Below are 16,577 nucleotides of genomic sequence, written 5' to 3'. Positions count from 1 at the left end.
AGCGCCGCCGTGCTCGCCATGACGCCGCCCGCGGCGCTCCCGCCGCTGGTGTCGGTCGACGGGGTGCAGAAGACGTATCTCGGCCGGCAGGGCGGGGCGATCCAAGCGGTCGCCTCCGCCACGCTCGCGGTGCGCAAGGGCGAGTTCGTCTCGCTGCTCGGTCCGAGCGGCTGCGGCAAGAGCACGCTCCTGATGATGGTGGCCGGCCTCGAGCCGGTCACGGCCGGCACCATCGCGCTCGCCGGCACGCCGGTGACGGGGCCGCGCCGCGACATCGGCATCATCTTCCAGGACGCGACGCTGCTGCCGTGGAAAAGCGCGCTGGAAAACGTGCTGTTCCCGGTGCGAATCCTCAAGCTGCCGGTCGACACGTACATCGATCGGGCACGCGAGCTCTTGCGCATGGTCGGGCTCTCCGGCTTCGAGACCAAGAAGCCGGCGGAGCTGTCGGGTGGCATGCGCCAGCGCGTGGCCATCTGCCGAGCGCTGGTGCACGATCCCGAGATTCTTCTGATGGACGAGCCGTTCAGCGCGCTCGACGCGATCACGCGCGACCAGATGAACGTGGCGCTCTCGGAGATCCTCGAGACCTACCACAAGACCGTGATCTTCGTGACCCACTCGATCCGCGAGGCGGCCTTTCTGTCCGACCGCGTGCTGGTGATGGGTGGGCGCCCCTCGACCATCATCCTCGACATGGAGATGCCGTTCGCTCGTCCGCGGCGCTTCGACATCGAGGAGACGGCGGAGTTCACGGCGGTGTGCCGGACGCTCCGCCTGAGCATCGAGGACGCCCATGCCGACGCCGGCGCATCGCGCGGTCCCCGCGCCGCCGCCTCGCGCGTCGAGTGACCGGCGCTCGCGCCGCGACGACCGAGCGACGACGCGCGAAAAAGACGATCCGAGGAGAGCCCCCATGGCCAACGCCACCATCGCCACCGAGACCGGCACCAGCCTGAAGGTGCCAGTCTCGGGCGTCGCGGGCCGCAGCCTGCGCACCGTCGGCCTGCCGCTCGGACTCGCCCTCGTGGTGCTGACCATCTGGCAGGTGGCCGTCACGGTCGCCGACGTGCCGGCCGTCATCCTGCCGTCGCCGATCGCGATCCTGCGCTACATCGTCTCGCGCTGGGACATCCTGATGATGCACGCGATCCCGACGACGCTGGAATCCGCGGTCGGCTTCGTGCTGGCCTCGGTGCTCGGCATCGCGCTGGCGATCCTCATCACCTACTCGACGCTGGCGCGCGACGCGCTCTACCCGAACCTGGTGTTCTTTCAGCTCATCCCGAAGATCGCGCTGGCGCCACTGTTCATCATCTGGCTCGGGGTGGGCAGCCAGTCGCGCATCGCCTTCTCGGTGTTCATCGCCTTCTTTCCGATCGTGATCGCGACGGCGGCCGGCTTCATGAACGTCGACCGCAACATGCTGCGACTGTGCCGCTCGCTCACCGCGACCGAGTGGCAGGTGTTCACCGCGGTCCGGTTTCCCTCGGCGCTGCCCTACATCTTCAGCGGCATGAAGATCGCGATGACGCTCGCCATCATCGGCGTGATCATCGGCGAGTTCATCACGGCGCAGGCCGGCCTCGGCTACCTGATCATCTTCGCGACCGCCCGGGCCGACACCGAGGTGTCGATGGCGGCTATCGTCGTCCTGTGCGTTGCCGGCCTGCTGCTCTACGGGCTGGTCGCCGCCGGCGAGTGGTTCGCCAACCGAGTCTATTCCACCGAGGCCATGTGACCGACGGCCTGTGACCCCAGGCCTGTGACCCAACGCCTGTGACCCAGGGCCTGTGACCGACGCGCGTGATCCACGACATGTGATCGCACGACATCCAAACGACGCCCAAGGCTCGCCCGCGCCGATCGCGGAGCGGGCGGGGCGGCTCGGCCCGGCGCCGAGGAGACGTCAACGGAGAAGAAAATGGACTTGCACCTGAAGGGGAAGAGCGTCCTGATCACGGGCGCGTCGAAGGGGATCGGGCTGTCGTCGGCGCTCGCCTTCGCGGCGGAGGGATGCTCGCTGCATCTGTCGGCTCGCTCGGCCGAGCAGCTCGAGGCCAACCGCGACCGTATCGTGAAGGAGTACGGCGTCGAGGTCGCGATCCATCCGGCGGACCTTTCCGACACGGCGGCGATCGAAGAACTCGCGGCGGCGTGCGGCGACGTCGACATCCTGGTCAACAACGCCGGCGACATCCCCTCCGGCGATCTCCTCGCGGTCGACGCGGCCGCGTGGCGGCGCGGCTGGAACCTCAAGGTCTACGGCTACATCGACCTCACCCGCCTGATCTATCCACGCATGACGGCGCGCGGCGCCGGCGTCATCGTCAACGACATCGGCAACTCGGGCGAGAACTGGGACGCCAACTACATCGCCGGCGCCTCCGGCAACGCCTCGCTGATGGCGTTCACCCGGGCGCTCGGCGGCGTCAGCCTCGATCACGGCGTGCGGGTGGTCGGCGTCAATCCCGGACCGGTCGCGACCGACCGCATGATCAAGCTGATGAAGCGCCGCGCCACCGAATGGTACGGCGACGACAGCCGCTGGCAGGAGCTCAACGACAAGTATCCGGGCAAGCGCCCGGCGACGCCCGAGGAGGTCGCCGACCTGATCGTCTTCCTCGCCTCGCCGCGCGCCGCCTACATCACCGGCACGATCGTCACCATCGACGGCGGCATCGCGTCGCGCCGCTCGATCATCTAGGCGCGCGTCCGATCGCATCCTTCGAAACAATTCGGCCGGAGCAGCGTCGATGAAGGACTTCGAGATCCGCAACCGGCATTTCGACCGGTTGATGAGCACGCCCGGCCTGCGCTGGATGGGCCAGAACACCAACCACTATCCCTCGCACCCGGCGGTGCGCCAGGCGCTCATCGACTGCATCGAGGGTGAAAACTATCACGCCTATGCGCCGCCGGCCGGTCTCGAGGAGCTGCGCGATCTCGTCGCGCGCGACCTCGGGCTCGACGGCCTCTCGGCGCTGATCACCGACGGCGCCGTCGAGGGGCTCTATCACGTCTGCCGCACGCTGTGCGGGCCGGGCGACCAGTTCGTCACCACGGATCCGACCTGGGCATGGCCGATGGCGTTCGCCCGCGCGGCCGGCGCCGACGTGATCCAGATCCCGATCTACGGCCCCGAGCACGGCTATAGGCTCGACCCGGAGCGCCTACGCCGGGTCGTCACGTCGCGCACGACGGTGATCTACATCGTCGATCCGAACAATCCGATCGGCTGCTGCTGCACGGCCGAGGAGATCGCCGCGATCGTCGACATCGCCCGCTCGGTCGGTGCCTATCTGATCCACGACTGCACGTACCGGGACTTCGCGTTCCAGCATCATCTCGCCGCGCAGCTCTATCCCGAGCGCACCATCACGACGTGGAGCTTCTCGAAGTGGCTCGGCTTCGCCGGGCTGCGGATGGGTGCGCTGGTGACGCATCCGGATGTCGCCGAAAAGCTCGCGGCGGCGCCGCCCAACAATCTCGGCTCCAGCATCCTGGCGCAGCGCGGCGCCATCGCCGGGCTGAAGGTGAAGCACGAGTGGTTCCCGGCCGTGCTGGCGGCGCAACGCGACAGCCAGGCGCGGGTGCGCGGCGTCGCGCAGCGATGCGGCCTGCATCTGCCGGTGTTCCCGTCCAACGGCAACTTTCTCGTGATCGAGGTGGACCAAGCGGGGCTGCGGCCGGAGGCCGTGTGCGTCGCCATGGGCAAGCGCAACATCCAGATCCGCCACGGCGGTTATCACACCAAGACGTTCGGCGATCGCTTCATCAAGGTGAGCGTCAGCGTACCGGCCGAATGGGTCGACGAATTCTGCGCCGCGCTCCCCGAGGCGGTCGAGGAGGCGCGCGGCATGAACGAGACGCCGGCGCTGTTCTGAGCCTTGCTTGGATGGCTCTGAATTGCTCCGCCACCCTGAGGTGTCCCGGCGAAGCCGGGCCTCGAAGGGCGACGGCCGGGGTGCCGGGGCCGTTTATCCTTCGAGGCTCGCTTCGCGAGCTCCTCAGGATGACGGGGCTCGGGCGGAGTGACCAAGGGGCGCTTTCGAGCTGAGTCTCGAACGGCGGAAGGAGAGGACGATGGGATACGTCACGGCCAGCGACGGCGTGAAGCTCTATTACGAGGAGGCGGGCAGCGGCACGCCGATCGTGTTCGTGCACGAGTTCGGCGGCGACCATCGGAGCTGGGAGCCGCAGATGCGGTTCTTCGCCCGCCGCTACCGCTGCGTCACCTTCGCGGCGCGCGGCTATCCACCCTCCGACGTGCCCGTGAACGTCGAGGCCTACTCGCAGGCGCGCGCCACCGCCGACATCGCCGACGTGATCACGGGCCTCGGGATGGGCAAGGCGCACATCGTCGGCCTGTCGATGGGGGGCTTCGCCACGGTGCATTTCGGTCTCGACCACGCCGACAAGGCGCTCTCGCTGGTCATCGCCGGGGCCGGTTACGGCGCCGAGAAGCAGCACGAGAGCTACTTCAAGGGCGTCTCCGAGAACGTCGCCAAGAATTTCCTCGAGCAGGGATCGAGGCAGTTCGCCGAGATCTACGCGCTCGGCGCTTCGCGGGTGCAGTTCCAGAACAAGGATCCGCGCGGCTGGCGCGAGTTCGCCGACTGGCTCGGCCAGCACGATGAGACCGGCGCCGCCAACACGATGCGCGGCGTGCAGGCGCAGCGGCCGTCGCTCTACGACCTCGAGGACCGGCTGCGCGTCATGCCGGTGCCGAGCCTCGTGATCTCGGGCGACGAGGACGACCATTGCCTGCAGCCGGCCCTCTACATGAAGCGGGTGATCCCGGCCTGCGGCCTGCTGATCCTCCCCAAGACCGGCCACACCATCAATCTGGAGGAACCGGCGGCGTTCAACGCGGCGCTGGCCGAGTTCTTCGCCATGGTCGAGGCGCGCAAATGGTTGCCGCGTGATCCGCGCGCCAATCCGGCGCAAGTCATGCGAACAGACTGACGCGGACGGGCCGATACGGGCCGAGCGAGGCGGAGCGAGCATGATGGTGCGACCCGGGACGATCGCCGCGCATGTCGATGCCGAGCGGCTGTGGCGCCGGCACATGGAGCTGGCACGGCACGGCGCGACGGCGAACGGCGGCGTCGATCGCCAGGCGCTGTCGGCCGAGGAGATCGACGCGCGCCGCACGCTCGTCGCCTGGGGCGCGGCGATCGGGCTCGTCGCCTCCAACGACGACGCCGGCAATCTCTTCCTGCGGCTCGCCGGAAGCGAGCCCGACCTCGCGCCCGTGATGATCGGCTCGCATATCGACAGCCAGCCGACGGGCGGCAAGTTCGACGGCGCCTTCGGGGTGCTGGCGGCGCTCGAAAGCGTGGAGGCGATCATCGCGTCGGGCGCACGGCCGCGCCGGCCGATCGACGTCGTCGCCTGGATGAACGAAGAGGGCTCGCGCTTCGCCCCCGGCATGATGGGCTCGGCCGCCTTCACGGGCGCCCGAAAGCTCGCCGACGTCCTCGCGGTGCGCGACGCCGCCGGTGTCAGCGTGACCGATGCGCTCGCCGCCGTGCTGGCGGCCGAGTCGCAGCTCCCGCGCCGCCCGCTCGGCACGCCGGTCGCCGCCTTCGTCGAGGCGCATATCGAGCAGGGGCCGATCCTGGAGGCGGAGAAGCGCACCATCGGCGTCGTCACTGGCATCCAGGGCAAGCGCACCTTCCGGGTCACCGTGACGGGCGAGGAGAACCACGCTGGCACGTCGCCGCGCAGCGCGCGGCGCGATGCCCTGGTCTCCGCCGTCGCCATGGTGCAGGCCTTGCAAGACGCGATGTGGGACGCGGCCGACGTGGTGCGCTTCACCATCGGCCGCTTCGAGGTGACGCCGAATGCACCTTCCGTGGTGCCGGCCCGCGTCGTCTTCTCGATCGATCTGCGCCACCCCGACACTGCGACGCTCCGTGATCTCGGCGACCGCATCCCGGGCCTGTGCGAGGCCGCGGCCGGGCGCTGCGCCGTCGCGGTGCGCGAGCTGCTGCACGATCCGCCGCTCACGTTCCCCGCGGCGATCCGCGACTGCATCCGGGCGGCGGCCGAAAACCTCGGGATCGCCTGGATGGACATTCCCTCCGGCGCGGGGCATGACGCGCGCTATCTGCATTATCATGGTCCGACCGGAATGATCTTCATCCCGTGCAAGGACGGCCTGAGCCACCACGAGGCCGAGAGCGCGACGCGAGACGACATCGCCGCCGGCGCCCGCGTGCTCGCCGAGACGGCATTCGGGCTGTCGGTGGCGGAGTGATCAGATGCGCCGAGCGAGTCCCGGAGTGATGCGATGCGTCCGGTGATCCATCCCGCCGCCGGCCTGCCCGTCGGTCCGCTCGACGACGGCGTGGCGGCCCGGCATCCCGGCCGGCCGCGGCTCGCCGGCCGCTTCGTCACGTTGGTGCCGCTCGATCCGGCGGTGCACGGCGACGACGTGTTCGCCGCCTCGCAGGGGCCGGACCGCGAGGCGCTGTGGCTCTATCTGAATGCCGGACCGTTCCCGGAACGGGCCGCGTTCGATGCGTATCTCGACAGCGTCGCCGGCCGCGACGAGCCGGTGACGCTCGCCATCGTCGACAACGCCACGGGGCGCGCCGTCGGCCATCTCGCCCTCATGCGCATCAAGCCGGCCCACAAGGTGATCGAGGTCGGCAACATCCTCTACACGGCGGCGCTGTCGCGAAAGCCCGGCGGCACCGAGGCGATCTATCTGGTCGCCCGGCTGGTGTTCGAAACGCTGGGCTATATGCGCTTCGAATGGAAGTGCAATACGCTCAACGCGCCGTCGCGGCGCGCCGCGCTGCGCTTCGGCTTCACGTTCGAGGGCGTTTTTCCACGCCACATGATCCAGAAAGGCAGGGCGCGCGACACCGCCTGGTTCTCGATACTCGCCTCCGAGTGGCCGGCCCGCAAGGCGGCCTTCGAGGCGTGGCTCGCGCCCGACAATTTCGACGCCGACGGCCGCCAGAGGACGACGCTCGGTGCGCTGATGGCGGACACCGCGCGCCTCTTCCCCAGCGACGAGCGCCATCCTGACGCCAGCGGGTTCGCCGCGGCGGAGGGCGCACCGTGACGGCGGGCCGCGGCGCGCTCGTGCGGCCCGGCCCGGTGCTGCGCGCCGCCGGACGGACGCTGACAGAGATCCTGCGCCGCGAGCTCGAGGAGGCGATCGTCAAGGGCACGCTCGCGCCCGGCGACCGGCTGGAGGAGAACGATATCGCCCAGCGCTACGGCGTCTCGCGCACGCCGGTGCGCGAGGCGTTCCGGCTGCTCGGCGCCGACGGGCTGGTCGAACAGAAGAGCCGCCAGGGCGTCGTCGTGCGCAAGATCAGCATCGCGACGCTGCTCGAGATGTTCCAGGTGATGGCCGAGCTGGAGGGGCTGTGCGCGCGGCTCGCGGCGCGCCGCATCGCGCCGGCGCGGCTGCGCGACCTCGAGGCGATCCACGCGCGCCTGACGGCGGCCGGCCACGAGAGCGACGTCGAGCGCTTCTACGCCGTGAACCAGGAGTTCCACGAGCTGATCTACGACGCCGCCCGCAACGGCTTCCTGGCCGAGCAGGTGCGCCAGCTGCGCAACCGCGTCGCACCGTTCCGCCGCCGCGTCACCTACAAGCCGCACCGCTTCGACAAGACGCTGGTCGAGCACGAGGCCGTGCTGGCCGCCATCCGGGCCCACGACGCCGACCGCGCCGACGTGCTGATGCGCGACCACGTCAACCTCCTCGGCGACGACCTCGTCGACTTCGTCGCCGTGTGGGAGTGAGGACGGGCGCGGCTCGGGTCCGAGGGGCAGCCCCGGGGAGGCCGCCCGCGACCGAACGTCTAGGCCGCCGCCGAGGTCTCCGCGGGGCCGGCCGTGGCGTCGTCGTCGGTCGGTTTGCGAGTCACTTTCGCGATCGCCACCTGGACCCGCCCCACGACCTTGTTGAGATCGTCGATCAGCTCCCGCAACTCGACGTCGGCCTCGTGAAACTTCGAATTCTGCTCGTCCATGGTCTGCACTCGTCGGGCATCCTCGGGGACCGGACCTGACCCGCAAGGTGGCGCGAGACGGTTAACGGTTTCCGAACGGGATACCTTCGATCTGCGGCAGGCAGCCTCCACCCGCTGCCGGTTGCTCCGTGGGCGGGGCTTCAACCCGTCGGGCGTGGCCGGCACAGCGCTCTTTCCACGCCGCGGGATAATTTGGTATACAAATTTCGCACGAAGGCGCGGCGCGACGGTCGCGACACGGAACGGCCAGGACCATGACGACGATCACGTTGCCGAAGACGACCGAGTACCGTTGGGATCGCCGCGACCCCCGCGCGGTGCGCCACGCCTGCCGCGCCGGCGACTACACGGGCTACACGGCCGGCCTCGCGCCCGGCCACGTCCAGGCCAATCTGTGCATGTTGCCGAAGGATTGGGCCGAGGATTTCCTCCTGTTCTGCCAACGTAATCCGGCGCCGTGCCCGCTGATCGCCCGCTCCGATCCCGGCGATCCGCGCCTGCCGACGCTCGCCGCCGATCTCGACATCCGCACCGACGTGCCGCGCTATCACGTCTTCCGCGACGGGGCCTTCGTCGAGGAGGTCACCGACATCACCGACCATTGGCGTGACGACCTCGTCGTCTTCGCGCTCGGCTGCTCGTTCTCCTTCGAGGAGGCGCTCGTCGACGCGGGGCTGCCTTTGCGTTTCCTGGAGCGCGGCTCGGTCGCCGGGGTCTACGTGACGAACATCGACACCAGGCCGGCCGGGCGCTTCCACGGCAAGCTCGCCGTGACGATGCGGCCGTTCAAGCCGGCGGATGCCATCCGGGCCATCCAGGTGACGTCGCGCTTTCCGAACGTGCACGGCGCGCCCGTGCATATCGGCGATCCGGCCGCCATCGGCGTCGATCTTGCGGTGAGGTATCGTGGCGTCGGCGACGGCACCGTCGAGCCCGGCGAGCTGCCGCTGTTCTGGGCGTGCGGTCTCACCCCGCAGCTCGCCGTCGCCAATGCGAAGCCGCCGTTCTGCATCACGCACGCGCCGTCGTCGATGCTGGTGACGGATCTGCGCAACGCCAGCCTCGCCGTGCTGTGAGACCGGCGCCCATGGATCATCGGTTTCGCGATTTCGAGCGGCCCGGCCGCTCCGAGGCGCTCGGCGCCGACGGCATGGTCGCGACCTCGCACCCGGCCGCGACGCTCGCCGGGCTCGACGTGCTGCGCGCCGGCGGCAATGCGGTCGACGCCGCGGTGTGCGCGGCCGCCATGCAGGCCGTCGTCGAGCCGACCCAGACGGGCATCGGCGGCGACTGCTTCGTGCTCCTGATGCGGGCCGGGGACGCGGCGCCGGTCGGCCTCAACGGGTCTGGCTCCGCGCCGGCCGGCGCGACACGCGATTCACTGCTCGCAAAAGGCCTTCGCGAGATCCCGGTGGAGAGCCCGCACGCCGTCACGATCCCGGGGGCGATCGGCGCCTGGGAGCGCCTGGTGCGGGAGCACGGCCGCTTCGATCTCGCCCGCCTGCTCGCGCCGGCGATCGCGGTCGCCGAGGCGGGCTGTCCGGTGCCCGAGCGGCTCGCCCGTGACTGGGGCCGGCAGGTCGCGAAGCTCCGCCGCAACCCGGCCGCCGCCGCGATCTTTCTCGTCGACGGGGCGCCGCCGCGGCCCGGCACGATTCATCGCCAGCCGCTGCTCGCCGCGACCTTGCGGGCCATCGCGCGCGACGGCGCCGAGGCGTTCTATCGCGGTCCGGTCGCGGCCGCGCTGGTGCGCACCCTGCGGGCGCTCGGCGGCGTCCACACCGCGGACGACTTCGCCGGTTACGCGCCCGAGCCGGTGACGCCGATCTCGGTCCGCTACCGCGGCTACGACGTGTGGGAGTGTCCGCCCAATGGCCAGGGCGTGGTGCCGCTGATGATGCTGAATGTGCTCGACGGCTTCGACCTCGCGCGCTTCGATCCGGTGAGCACGGCGCGTTATCATCTCCTCGCCGAGATCGGCCGTCAGGCCTATGCCGAGCGCGACGCGATCGTCGGCGATCCGCGCAGCGGCGCCGTGCCGGTCGCGCGGTTGCTGTCCGAGGCGCATGCGGCGACGCTGCGCGCGCGCGTGTCGCCGACCGGTCGCATCGTCGATCCGCTGCCGCCGGTCGGGCCCGTGCATCGCGATACCGTGTTCATCGCCGCGGTCGACCGCGACCGCAACGCCGTCGCGCTGATCAACTCGATCTACGAGGATTTCGGCAGCGGCATCGTCTGCCCGGAGACCGGCGTCGTGCTGCACAACCGGGCCTGCGGCTTCGTGCTGGAGGAAGGACATCCGAACGCGCTGGCGCCCGGCAAGCGGCCGCTGCACACCATCATCCCGGCGATGCTGTCGAAGGACGGCGAGGCCGTGATGCCGTTCGGCGTCACCGGCGCGCAGTTCCAGCCGTTCGGGCAGGTGCAGGTGCTCTCCAACATCCTGGATCACGGCCTCCCGGTGCAGCAGGCGATCGACCTGCCGCGGATGTTCGCGCGCGGTGACACGTTCGAGATCGAGAGCACGGTGCCGGAACACGTGGCCGAGGCGCTTCGCGCGCTCGGGCACACCGTGACGCGACCGGAAAATCCGCTCGGCACCGCGCAGGCGATCTGGATCGATCGCGCCGCGGGCGTGCTGCGCGGCGGCGCCGATCCGCGCCGCGACGGGCTGGCGCTGGGCTACTGAGGACCATTGTTCGTGACCGATCTTCCGACCATCGTCGATGCCGAGATCGACGCCGCGCGCGAAACGCTCGTCGACCTGTGCGCGGCGCTCGTCGCGGCGCCCAGCATGAGCCCGCCCGGCCACACGGCCGGTGTCGCGCCGATCGTCGAACGCGTTCTCGACGCCGGCGGCGTGGCGAGCGAGCGCGCCTTCTGCGATCCCGACGCGCCCAACATCGTGGCGCATGTCGATGGTGCCGGGACCGGGCCGCAGGTGGTGTTCAACGCCCATATGGACACCATGCAGGCCGGCGACGAGACGCGCTGGACCGTGCCGATCCTGACGCAGACGCGCCGCGACGGCCGTCTCTACGGGCTCGGCATGGGCAACATGAAGGGCGCGCTGGCGGCCATGTGTCTCGCCACCACGGTGCTGGCGCGGCATCGCGACCGGTTCCGCGGCCGCCTCACCATGACGGCGGTGTGCGACGAGGTGATGTTCGGCGAGCGCGGCGCCGTCCATCTGCTCGCCGCCCGGCCCGACGTGCACGGTGACTATCTGATCAGCGGCGAGGGGCCGGGCTGGATGGAGCTCGCGGTCGCCGAGAAGGGCCTGTTGTGGCTCGATGTCGTGGTGCGGGGCGACGGCGGCCACTCGTCGCGAGCCCTCACCGGGCGGACCGCGGTGGCGAAGCTCGCGGCGCTGCTGTCGCGCATCGATCCGATCAACAGCCTCTACGCCACCGTTCCGCCGGAGATCGGCGCCGTCACGGGCGGCCCGGACAATGCCGGCCTGCGCGTCTCGCTCAGCGCCGGCACGGTCGCGGCCGGTGGCGTGCGCAGCCTGATCGCCACCACGGCGCGGGCCGAGATCGACGTGCGGCTGCCGCCGGGCGTCACGGCGCACGAGATCGAGGCGCGGGTGCGCGAGGCGGCCGAGGGCGATCCCGACGTCACGGTCACGGCCGTCAAGGCGTGGGACGCCAACTGGACGGCGCTCGACGATCCGCTCACGCTCGCCGCCGTGGCGGCCGCGACCGCCGTGCGGGGAAGGGCGCCGCGCTTCGTCGTGCGGCTGCCGGGCAGCGACGCGCGGCGCTGGCGAGCGCTCGGCGTGCCGGCGATCTGCTACGGCCCGCAGCCGACGCTCTCGGCCGGCGTCGACGACTTCGCCTTCGAGCAGGACGTCGTCGACTGCGCCAAGGTCTATGCCCGCACGGCGCTCGCGTTGCTCGCCCGACAGCGGGCGCCGGCGGCGGTCTGACCGCGAAGGTCGGACCGCCGCTGCGGTCAGACCGCCGCGGCCGCGGCGAGGAGGGCGAGCGCGCGGGCGGCCTCGCGCGAGGTGCGCAGCACCGGCACACCGGCGCCCTCGATGTCGCGGATCCACCGCTCCCGCGCCGCACCGCCGTAGATCGCCAGCACGATCGGCTTGTCGTGCTCCTTGCGCAGCCGCCGGATCAGCGCGCCGAACTCCGGGAAGTCGGCATTGCCCGGGGCGAGCAGCGTGGCGAGTACCATGTCGGTGTTCGGATCCGCCATCACGGCGTCGAGCCCGACCTCGTGCGCCTCGCGCGGGCCCTTCACGTCGATGCCGATCCAGAAATCGAACGGATTCTCGGGCGGCAGCCAGTCGGGCAGGATGGTGCGCATGCGCGCGACCGTCGCGGGCGCGAAGGTCGACAGTGTCAGCCCGGCCTCGACGACGAGGTCGGTCGTCATCACCCCGAGCGCCCCGCTGGTGGTCGCCACCGCGACGCGCCGGCCCTTCGGTCGCGGTGCATAGGCGAGGGTGCGCAGCGTGTCGACGAACTCGTGCTCGTCGGCGACCCGGATGATGCCGGCCTCCGCGATCGCGGCGTCGAGCGCGTCGCGCTCGCTGTCCGTCAGGCTCTCGCGCGAGCCGGTGTGCGCGAGCGAGGCGCGGGCGCCGTCGGCGGTGCGGCCCGGCTTGAGCATCACGATCGGCTTGCTCCCTCGGATCTGCTTCGCGCGCGCCAGGAAGGCAGCCGGGCGAAGGATCGTCTCGATGTAGAAGCCGATCACGGACGTGCCCGGATCGTCGGCGACGAAGTCGAGGAAGTCGAGCTCGTCGACGTCGATCTTGTTGCCGACGTCGATGCTCTTGCCGACCGGCAGGCGCTGCGTCTCGGCGCTCATCACGCCGAGCATCAGGGCACCGGTGAAGATGCCGGTCTGGGTGAACAGCGAGACGCCGCCCGTCTCCCAACGCGGGAAGTTCACGAAGCTCCCCATCATGCCGCATTCGGCATTGACCATGCCGATGGTGTTCGGCCCGCCGAGCAGCAGGCCGGCGCCGCGCGCCATCGCCCGGATGCGCTCCTGGTCGACGCGGCCCGCCTCGCTCGCCTCGGCGAAGCCGGCCGTGATGATCGAGGCGGCGCGGGCGCCCGCCGCGATGCACTGCGTCACGGCGGTCTCGACATGGTCGCGCGGCAGCACGATGTAGACGAGATCGACGTGCTCGGGCACGTCGGCGAGGCTCGCATAGGCCTTGCGACCCATCACCTCGGCGGCGTTTGGGTTGATCGGGTAGAGCGGGCCGGCGAAGCCGCCGCGCACCAGGTTGTGGAACAGGACGCCGCCGGACTTCTGGGCGTTGGTCGAGGCGCCGATCACGGCGATCGAGCGCGGGGCGACGAGCGGACGGATGTCGCGCATGACGGTTCGGTCTCCTCGGGCGGTGCGCCGGCTCAGTGCTCGACCTTCAGGAGCACCTTGCCGAACTGCTTGGCCGCCTCGAGATAGCGGTGCGCCTCGGCCGCCTGCGACAGCGGGAAGATGCGGTCGATCACGGTCTTCAGTCGCCCGTCGTCGAGCATCGGCATCATCGCTTCGAGATCGTGCTTGGTTGCGCTGTTCGAACCGATGATCGACAGCTCCTTGTGGAAAATGAAATTGACCTGCACAGTGCAGTCGTAGGACTTGGTGCCGCCGGCCGTGACGACGCGACCCCCGCGGGTGAGGCAGCGCAGCGACTTCCCCAGGAAGTCGCCACCGACGTGCTCGACCACGCAGTCGACGCCGCGCTTGTTCGTCAGCCTGAGCACCTCGTCGACGAAATCGACCGTGTTGTAGTTGACGAGGTCGTCGGCCCCGAGCGCCTTGGCGCGGTCGAGCTTCCAGTCGCTGCTCGACGTGGTGATCACGCGGGCGCCGATCAGCTTGCAGATCTGGATGGCCGCCATGCTGACGCCCGAGGAGGCGGAGTTCACCAGCACGGTCTCGCCCGGCCGCACGTTCGCGCGCTTCACCACCATGTGCCAGGCGGTGCCGAAGGCGTTGGGGAAGGCGGCTGCATCCTCGAACGTCACGTTCGGCGGCAGCGGGATCAGGTGATGGGCGGGCAGCTTGACATACTGGGCATAGGCGCCGTGCGCGTGCGCGCCGAGGTATCGATAGTCGCGCGAACAGCGGTTCGGATGACCGCTGGTGCACTGGTCGCAGTAGCCGCAGGGCAGCACCCACCAGCTGGTCACCCGGGTGCCGAGCGGCAGGTCGGTCTTCGCCTCGGCGTCGAGGGCGACGAGCTCGCCGCCGAAGTCGCCGCCGAGGATGTGCGGGAAGCGCCCCTTGTTGGGCTTGTAGCGGCCGGCCCGCGCCATCAGGTCGTAGCCGTTGAGGGCCACCGCGTGGACCTTCACCAGAGCCTCGCCGCGGGCGAGCGTCGGCACCGGAAAGTCGGCGTAACGCAGCACGTCGGGATCGCCGTACTGCTCGTAGATCGCGGCCTTCATGGTCTGCGGGATCATGTCCGTCTCTGTCCTGCGGCGCGCCGCCGCCGGGCGGCGCCGCCGTGTCTGAAATTTCGGCAGCCCTGCGCATATTTGAAGCGGGCCGGGTGCTTGCCGTCGATGGGTCTGATTTTGTATACCGACTTATACCGGAAATCAACGCGCCGCGCGGACGGCTTCCCTGTCATCATCGAGCCCAAGGAAGGCGACAGATGCAGAACGAGCAGACGTGGATGCAGATCGAGACATCGGCTTCGACGCGGACCGCGATCGCATCCTGGACCCGCCGGGCCGCGCTCGGCGCGGTCGCGACCGTGGTCGCCGCCGTGGCCCTCGCCGGCGGTGCCGCCGAGGCTGCCGACAAGGTGACGTTCGTGACCGACTTCGGCTTCAACGGCCGTCACGCCTACTACTTCGTCGCGCTCGACAAGGGCTACTACAAGGACGCCGGGCTCGACGTGGAGATCGTGCGCGGGCAGGGCTCCGCCGACGCCGTCAAGCAGGTGGCCGCGAAGACCGCACAGCTCGGCTTCGCCGACGCGGCCGCCGTCATTCTCGGGCGCGGCAACGATCAGATCCCGGTCAAGTTGGTGGCCATGGTCTACGCCAAGCCGCCGCACGCCATCTACGTGCTGAAGGAGTCCGGCATCGCCAAGCCGAAGGATCTGGAGGGCAAGCGGGTCGCCGACACGGCGTTCAGCGCCATGCCGAAGATGTTCGACGCCTACGCCAAAGCCGCCGGGATCGATCCCGCCAAGGTGAGCTGGATCGTCGCGGCGAGCGACGCGTTGCCCGGGATGCTCAATCTCGGCCGCGCCGAGGGCATCGGCCAGTTCACGGTCGGCGAGGCGCTGCTCAAGAAGGCGGCCGGCGGCAAGGAGCTGGTGCGCCTCGCCTACGGAGACGTCGGCCTCGACTACTACTCGAACGGCATCATCGCGACGGACGAGACGATCAGGACCAATCCGGATCTGGTCAAGCGCTTCGTCGCCGCCACGATGCGCGGCCTGAAGGACGCGATCGCCGATCCGGCCGCGGCCGGCGCGATCATGAACAAGTATCACCGCCAGGTCGACGTCGACGTCGCCACCGCCGAGACGGCCGCCGTGGCGGCGCTCGCCCAGGTGCCCGGCGAGCCCCTCGGTGCCGTCAACCCGGCGCGCGTCCAGAAGACGATCGACATCGTCTCGGACGCCTTCAAGCTCAAGTCGCCCGTGACCGTGCAGGACATCGCGGTGACCGACATGGTCGGCAAGTGACGCGGCGATGAGCCTCGGTCTCGCCGATCCCGCGGCCTGCGGTGACGATCGCCGCAGGCCGGCCGTTCCGTCCGCGGCCGTTCCGCCTGCGGGCGGGCCGCCGGCCGCCACTCCCGAGACGGCGACGGGCGCCATGACCAAGATCCAGATCTTCGACGTCTACAAGACCTATGCGACCCGCAACGGCCGCACCACGGCGCTCCAGAAGGTCGATCTCGACATCCGTGAGAACGAGTTCATCGCGCTCGTCGGACCCTCGGGCTGCGGCAAGTCGACCCTGCTCAAGCTGATCACGGCCCTGATCAAGCCGTCGCGCGGAAAGATCCTGCTCGGCGGAACCCTGCTCGACAGGCCGTCGCGCGACATCGGAATCGTGTTTCAGCAACCGGTGCTGATGCCGTGGCGCAGCGTGCTCGACAACGTGCTGTTGCCGGCAGAGATCATCGGCCTCGACATGACCGCCGCGCGGGCGCGGGCCGTCGAGCTCCTCGCGCTGGTCGGGCTCGGCGGATTCGAGAACCGCGCGCCGGGCGAGCTGTCGGGCGGCATGCAGCAGCGCGCCGCGATCTGCCGCGGCCTCGTCCACGATCCCTCGGTGCTGCTGATGGACGAGCCGTTCGCGGCGCTCGACGCGATGACGCGCGAGGATCTCGGCTTCGAGTTGCTGCGCATCTGGGAGCGCCACCGCAAGACCGTGGTGTTCGTCACCCACAACATCCCCGAGGCGATCCTGCTCGCCGACCGGGTCGTGGCGATGTCGCCGCGGCCGGGCCGCATCGAGAAGGTGATCGAGATCGACCTGCCGCGGCCCCGCACCCTGGACCTGCAGTTCACCCCGGCGTTCAAGGCGCATTCCGACGAGATCCGCGCCCTGATCCGCCGCGCCTGAGGAG

16 protein-coding genes are annotated in these 16,577 nt (G+C 70.1%); 13 read left to right on the top strand and 3 right to left on the bottom strand.

Going from position 1 to position 16,577, the window contains the following annotated elements:
* Positions 1–18: 18 nt before the first annotated feature.
* The 8 genes from ACFSOX_RS14180 to ACFSOX_RS14145 all read left to right on the top strand — a co-directional run bounded on the left by ACFSOX_RS14180 (position 19) and on the right by ACFSOX_RS14145 (position 7,773).
* On the top strand, positions 19–852 hold the full coding sequence (locus tag ACFSOX_RS14180; RefSeq protein ID WP_378478557.1) for an ABC transporter ATP-binding protein: 834 nt from the start codon (positions 19–21) through the stop codon (positions 850–852).
* A gap of 64 nt (positions 853–916) precedes the next feature.
* Positions 917–1,741 carry an ABC transporter permease gene (locus ACFSOX_RS14175; protein ID WP_378478462.1) on the top strand — a complete coding sequence of 275 codons (825 nt, stop codon included), beginning with the start codon at positions 917–919 and terminating at the stop codon, positions 1,739–1,741.
* Between the two features lie 183 nt (positions 1,742–1,924).
* The gene (locus tag ACFSOX_RS14170; protein ID WP_378478461.1) at positions 1,925–2,707 is read left to right on the top strand and encodes an SDR family oxidoreductase; all 783 of its coding nucleotides are present in this window, start codon (positions 1,925–1,927) and stop codon (positions 2,705–2,707) included.
* Positions 2,708–2,756: 49 nt separating this feature from the next.
* Positions 2,757–3,887, top strand: coding sequence for a pyridoxal phosphate-dependent aminotransferase (locus ACFSOX_RS14165; protein WP_378478460.1), 1,131 nt, complete (start codon positions 2,757–2,759; stop codon positions 3,885–3,887).
* Positions 3,888–4,086: 199 nt separating this feature from the next.
* The gene (locus tag ACFSOX_RS14160; protein WP_378478459.1) at positions 4,087–4,968 is read left to right on the top strand and encodes an alpha/beta fold hydrolase; all 882 of its coding nucleotides are present in this window, start codon (positions 4,087–4,089) and stop codon (positions 4,966–4,968) included.
* Positions 4,969–5,008: 40 nt separating this feature from the next.
* Positions 5,009–6,265 carry a M20 family metallo-hydrolase gene (locus ACFSOX_RS14155; protein WP_378478458.1) on the top strand — a complete coding sequence of 419 codons (1,257 nt, stop codon included), beginning with the start codon at positions 5,009–5,011 and terminating at the stop codon, positions 6,263–6,265.
* Positions 6,266–6,298: 33 nt separating this feature from the next.
* A complete protein-coding gene (locus ACFSOX_RS14150; protein ID WP_378478457.1) occupies positions 6,299–7,081 on the top strand; it encodes a GNAT family N-acetyltransferase in 783 nt (260 codons plus the stop codon).
* Positions 7,078–7,773, top strand: a complete 696-nt coding sequence (locus tag ACFSOX_RS14145; RefSeq protein ID WP_378478456.1) for a GntR family transcriptional regulator — start codon at positions 7,078–7,080, stop codon at positions 7,771–7,773. Before ACFSOX_RS14150 ends, ACFSOX_RS14145 begins: the two co-directional genes overlap by 4 nt.
* 59 nt (positions 7,774–7,832) lie before the next feature.
* Here ACFSOX_RS14145 and ACFSOX_RS14140 read toward each other — a convergent pair whose 3' ends face one another.
* On the bottom strand, positions 7,833–8,012 hold the full coding sequence (locus ACFSOX_RS14140) for a hypothetical protein (protein ID WP_378478455.1): 180 nt from the start codon (positions 8,010–8,012) through the stop codon (positions 7,833–7,835).
* Between the two features lie 245 nt (positions 8,013–8,257).
* Here ACFSOX_RS14140 and ACFSOX_RS14135 point away from each other — a divergent pair, with 245 nt between their 5' ends.
* From ACFSOX_RS14135 to ACFSOX_RS14125, 3 genes are read left to right on the top strand one after another with little or no spacing between them, the layout of a single operon-like run.
* Positions 8,258–9,079, top strand: coding sequence for a putative hydro-lyase (locus tag ACFSOX_RS14135; RefSeq protein WP_378478454.1), 822 nt, complete (start codon positions 8,258–8,260; stop codon positions 9,077–9,079).
* Positions 9,080–9,090: 11 nt separating this feature from the next.
* Positions 9,091–10,692, top strand: a complete 1,602-nt coding sequence (ggt, locus tag ACFSOX_RS14130; RefSeq protein ID WP_378478453.1) for a gamma-glutamyltransferase — start codon at positions 9,091–9,093, stop codon at positions 10,690–10,692.
* A gap of 12 nt (positions 10,693–10,704) precedes the next feature.
* Complete coding sequence (locus tag ACFSOX_RS14125; protein ID WP_378478452.1) at positions 10,705–11,934, top strand: M20 family metallopeptidase; 1,230 nt, start codon at positions 10,705–10,707, stop codon at positions 11,932–11,934.
* A gap of 26 nt (positions 11,935–11,960) precedes the next feature.
* On the opposite strand, the gene ACFSOX_RS14120 is transcribed toward ACFSOX_RS14125, so the two are convergent.
* Complete coding sequence (locus ACFSOX_RS14120; RefSeq protein ID WP_378478451.1) at positions 11,961–13,352, bottom strand: acetate--CoA ligase family protein; 1,392 nt, start codon at positions 13,350–13,352, stop codon at positions 11,961–11,963.
* A 32-nt stretch (positions 13,353–13,384) separates the two neighbouring features.
* On the bottom strand, positions 13,385–14,443 hold the full coding sequence (locus ACFSOX_RS14115) for a zinc-binding dehydrogenase (protein WP_378478450.1): 1,059 nt from the start codon (positions 14,441–14,443) through the stop codon (positions 13,385–13,387).
* A gap of 194 nt (positions 14,444–14,637) precedes the next feature.
* Here ACFSOX_RS14115 and ACFSOX_RS14110 point away from each other — a divergent pair, with 194 nt between their 5' ends.
* Both ACFSOX_RS14110 and ACFSOX_RS14105 read left to right on the top strand, forming a co-directional pair.
* Positions 14,638–15,684 (top strand): ABC transporter substrate-binding protein, encoded by a 1,047-nt coding sequence (locus ACFSOX_RS14110; protein WP_378478449.1) that lies wholly within the window; start codon positions 14,638–14,640, stop codon positions 15,682–15,684.
* Between the two features lie 133 nt (positions 15,685–15,817).
* Positions 15,818–16,573, top strand: coding sequence for an ABC transporter ATP-binding protein (locus ACFSOX_RS14105; protein WP_378478448.1), 756 nt, complete (start codon positions 15,818–15,820; stop codon positions 16,571–16,573).
* Positions 16,574–16,577 lie beyond the last annotated feature (4 nt).

Source organism: Rhodoplanes azumiensis (assembly GCF_042682915.1).
In the GTDB taxonomy this organism is placed as follows: Bacteria; Pseudomonadota; Alphaproteobacteria; order Rhizobiales; family Xanthobacteraceae; genus Rhodoplanes; species Rhodoplanes azumiensis.
This window is presented reverse-complemented; position numbering and strand designations above follow the sequence as displayed.

Excerpts from the sequence above, each read along its gene's own strand:
- ACFSOX_RS14180 (WP_378478557.1), top strand. The coding sequence starts at position 19 with ATGACGCCGCCCGCGGCGCTCCCGCCGCTGGTGTCGGTCGACGGGGTG.
- ACFSOX_RS14175 (WP_378478462.1), top strand. The coding sequence starts at position 917 with ATGGCCAACGCCACCATCGCCACCGAGACCGGCACCAGCCTGAAGGTG.
- ACFSOX_RS14170 (WP_378478461.1), top strand. The coding sequence starts at position 1,925 with ATGGACTTGCACCTGAAGGGGAAGAGCGTCCTGATCACGGGCGCGTCG.
- ACFSOX_RS14165 (WP_378478460.1), top strand. The coding sequence starts at position 2,757 with ATGAAGGACTTCGAGATCCGCAACCGGCATTTCGACCGGTTGATGAGC.
- ACFSOX_RS14160 (WP_378478459.1), top strand. The coding sequence starts at position 4,087 with ATGGGATACGTCACGGCCAGCGACGGCGTGAAGCTCTATTACGAGGAG.
- ACFSOX_RS14155 (WP_378478458.1), top strand. The coding sequence starts at position 5,009 with ATGATGGTGCGACCCGGGACGATCGCCGCGCATGTCGATGCCGAGCGG.
- ACFSOX_RS14150 (WP_378478457.1), top strand. The coding sequence starts at position 6,299 with ATGCGTCCGGTGATCCATCCCGCCGCCGGCCTGCCCGTCGGTCCGCTC.
- ACFSOX_RS14135 (WP_378478454.1), top strand. The coding sequence starts at position 8,258 with ATGACGACGATCACGTTGCCGAAGACGACCGAGTACCGTTGGGATCGC.
- ggt (WP_378478453.1), top strand. The coding sequence starts at position 9,091 with ATGGATCATCGGTTTCGCGATTTCGAGCGGCCCGGCCGCTCCGAGGCG.
- ACFSOX_RS14120 (WP_378478451.1), bottom strand. The coding sequence starts at position 13,352 with ATGCGCGACATCCGTCCGCTCGTCGCCCCGCGCTCGATCGCCGTGATC.
- ACFSOX_RS14115 (WP_378478450.1), bottom strand. The coding sequence starts at position 14,443 with ATGATCCCGCAGACCATGAAGGCCGCGATCTACGAGCAGTACGGCGAT.
- ACFSOX_RS14110 (WP_378478449.1), top strand. The coding sequence starts at position 14,638 with ATGCAGAACGAGCAGACGTGGATGCAGATCGAGACATCGGCTTCGACG.
- ACFSOX_RS14105 (WP_378478448.1), top strand. The coding sequence starts at position 15,818 with ATGACCAAGATCCAGATCTTCGACGTCTACAAGACCTATGCGACCCGC.